Raw genomic sequence first — 3339 nt, forward strand, 5'->3', positions numbered from 1 at the left:
ATATGGATAAGCGGCATAGGTATTTTAGCCGGCCAAAATGCTTTTTGGGCCAGGTGAGTAACAACGATGGAGTCTTTACCGCCCGAGAACAGTATAGCAGGACGATCAAATTGTGCAACCACTTCCCTTATCACGTAAATGGCCTCCGATTCTAATTCCTGCAGATGAGTAAGATAATATTTATGCATGGTAATCTTAAATCCGCTAAATCTACCTAAATAGTAGGGTTTAGCAATAAAACTGCAATATTAGCAATTTTTACGCTAATGTTAAGGCTATTAAGTAGAATTTAACCTCAAAAATTAAGCTTATACAGAACATACTCCGTGGAATAAATTATGAGCAATTATTAAAAGCCCCATTAAGTATCAACGTTATATACCTGCCAATCGTTTAAAAGTGTAGTAATTTATTATGATGTATACATTATACCATAATATTACAAGTTATAATGAAAAATAATTACTTTTAAAAAATCAGTATATACATACATTTGAATTTATGAAAGGGATCATTTTAGCAGGTGGATCGGGTACAAGGCTTTATCCAATTACGAGGGCAATAAGTAAACAATTAATGCCCATTTATGATARGCCGATGATTTATTACCCGTTATGCGTTTTGATGCAGGCGGATATCCGGGAAATACTCATCATAACAACCCCTGAAGATAATCACGGTTTTAAACGCCTTTTGGGAGACGGAACTGAACTGGGATGCAAATTTGAATACGCCATACAAGAAAAACCAAACGGGCTTGCCCAGGCTTTTGTAATTGGTGAGAAATTTATCGGCAAAGACAAGGTAGCCCTTATTTTGGGCGATAATATATTCTATGGCACCGGTTTTAATGAACTAATTCGCAGCTTTAATGATGTTGATGGAGCAGCTATTTTTGCTTATCACGTGGCCGATCCTGAAAGATACGGCGTTGTAGAGTTTGACGAAGATTTTAAAGCCTTATCTATTGAAGAAAAGCCGGTTAACCCTAAATCAAAATTCGCGGTACCCGGATTGTATTTTTATGATAACAGCGTGATCCAGATAGCGAAAGATCTGGAACCGTCGCCGCGTGGCGAATACGAAATTACGGATGTAAACAGATTTTACCTGGAACAGGGTACTTTGCATGTTGGTGTAATGGATAAAGGTACCGCGTGGCTGGATACAGGTACTTTTGACTCTTTGAGTGATGCTACTGAGTACGTGCGGGTGATAGAAAAACGGCAGTCGACCAAAATTGGTTGTATTGAGGAGGTGGCTTATCGTCGTGGTTTTATTAACGATGATCAGTTGAAAGTGCTGGTGCAAAAATATTTGAAGAGTGGCTATGGCGCTTATCTGCAAAGTTTGCTGCCTTAAACTCAGGATCCGCTTTTAACGGTTTCGATCATTTTACGAATAAAATCCGGCTCTCCGGCATCAAACCAAATAAATGATTTATCTTTCCTAAACCAGGTGAGTTGCCTTTTGGCAAAGCGCCTGGTATTTTGCTTAATCATTTCAATGGCTTTTTCCTGGGTCGATTTGCCATCAAAATAGTCAAAGATCTCGGAATACCCTACTGTGTTCAACGCGTTTAAATGACGATGTGGGAGTAAATCTGTTACTTCTGCCAATAAACCTTGTTGCATCATGATATCTACGCGATCATTAATGCGTTTATACAATATTTCGCGGGGGAGGTTTAAAGCCAGCTTTATTATGTTGAACGGGCGTTTATTAATTGTGGATTGCCTGTAAAAGGATATAGGATTGCCCGAACTTTCAAAAACTTCCAATGCCCTGATGATACGTTGAGGGTTACTTAAGTCGACCTCTGCATAATAAACCGGATCAACTGATTTTAATTTTTCCTGCAGATAGCCTATTCCTTTTTCTTCCAGTTCGAGGTTTAGCTTTTCCCTTGTATGCGGATCGGCTGTTGGCAGATCGTCAAAACCTTCACAAATGGCTTTGATGTAAAGGCCAGAGCCGCCTGCCAAAATAACATGATCATGCGTTTTAAAAAGTTCATCAAGTAAAGCAATCCCTTGTTTTTCAAAGTCGCCAACCGAAAACACCTCATTTACAGAATGTGAATCTATAAAATAATGTTTAACCTGGGCTAACTCTGCAGCACTGGGTTTTGCCGTACCAATACTCATCTCCCTAAAAAACTGCCTTGAATCAGCCGATACCACAACGGTATCATAATACATTGCCAGCTCAATCGCAGCTGCTGTTTTACCTACAGCTGTAGGGCCGGCAACTACAATGAGTGTTTTGGGAGTGGGATGGGGCATGGGTTATTATGCGGTCAAAAAAATGTCATTACGAGTATTAAGATACCGAGACTCTAAAGGAGGGGGGACAAATCGGCGAAAGACTTACGAAGTTTTAAAAACTTCGTAAGTCTGGGGTTTTACAACTTGTCATGGGGCGGAACGAAGCATTCCTCGCAATGACGGGTGTAGATATCTTATTAACTTATATTAATAATCGTCACCATCGCGGTGTGGTTTGTCATCATCTTCAAAGCCCTCATCATCTCCAAATTCACCGCCGAATCCATCATCTTCTTCCTCTTCGGCTTTTTCTTCGGGCAGGTCTGCATCAACATCTGTAACTTCCGAGAAATCTTCGGTATCCTCTGGATTAAATGCCATCTCATTTAAAAAGTCGAAATCTTCATCAGCGGCAGCAGCTACTGTGGGCGTAAATACGTTACCAAACTGTTTAGGTGCTTCACCAACTGATTTAATTACGGCAGGATAAGTAGTGCCCGGTGTATCATTAAGAATGATCTTCATTAATTCTACGTGAAAATCAAACGGACGATCAAAATTGAAAGTATAGTAAAATTTCTGGTGCGGATCATCGATAAAGCTTAACAGCTTTACATTACTCATCAGCGATACGCCACGGTCCTTCCTTTTTTGATTGGGCAGATAGGTTATTTCTTCACCTTTCATCCACTGATCATTGCTAATATAAAACGATGAAGGAAATTCGGGATTATAGCCGGTTGACTGATGTATTGCGCGGTGTAAATCTTCGAAGGTTTGATTCGATTTTACATCAATCTCCCGCATCACATCATCATAATCTTCGAAAGTAACCCTGAACCTGTATAGTGCCATTATTTTAGTAAATTTTTAGTGGGGACAAAAATAGTGTTTTAATTTAATTTTGAACTTGCCACAACTTTTAAGCCAATTTCTAAACCTTTGATAATTGTGTAACTAATAGCAGCTTCGCGCGTATTCGGAATTTCACCTTCTAATATGGCTTCGCGGATCTGATTTTTGATAATTCCTACCTCACGGCCCTCTTTTATACCAAAAAGCTGCATAATAT

General features: G+C 39.5%; 4 protein-coding genes. 1 reads left to right on the forward strand and 3 read right to left on the reverse strand.

The window, feature by feature from the left end; translation table 11 throughout:
- On the reverse strand, window positions 1-188 hold a 188-nt coding region (locus tag AC1DPZ_RS24395), incomplete at its 3' end, for a phosphoadenosine phosphosulfate reductase domain-containing protein (RefSeq protein ID WP_477408357.1).
- Window positions 189-501: 313 nt separating this feature from the next.
- On the opposite strand from AC1DPZ_RS24395, the gene rfbA reads away from it, so the two are divergent.
- Complete coding sequence (gene rfbA / locus AC1DPZ_RS24400; protein ID WP_477408359.1) at window positions 502-1362, forward strand: glucose-1-phosphate thymidylyltransferase RfbA; 861 nt, start codon at window positions 502-504, stop codon at window positions 1360-1362.
- 2 nt (window positions 1363-1364) lie between these two features.
- Here the strand turns inward: rfbA and miaA are convergent, their stop codons facing one another.
- Entirely contained in the window at window positions 1365-2285 is a 921-nt protein-coding gene (gene miaA, locus AC1DPZ_RS24405) for a tRNA (adenosine(37)-N6)-dimethylallyltransferase MiaA (RefSeq protein ID WP_477408361.1), read from the reverse strand.
- 189 nt (window positions 2286-2474) lie between these two features.
- Window positions 2475-3122, reverse strand: a complete 648-nt coding sequence (locus tag AC1DPZ_RS24410; protein WP_477408363.1) for an IS1096 element passenger TnpR family protein — start codon at window positions 3120-3122, stop codon at window positions 2475-2477.
- Between the last annotated feature and the right edge of the window lie 217 nt (window positions 3123-3339).

It is taken from the genome of Mucilaginibacter sp. P4_G9, from assembly GCF_056400985.1.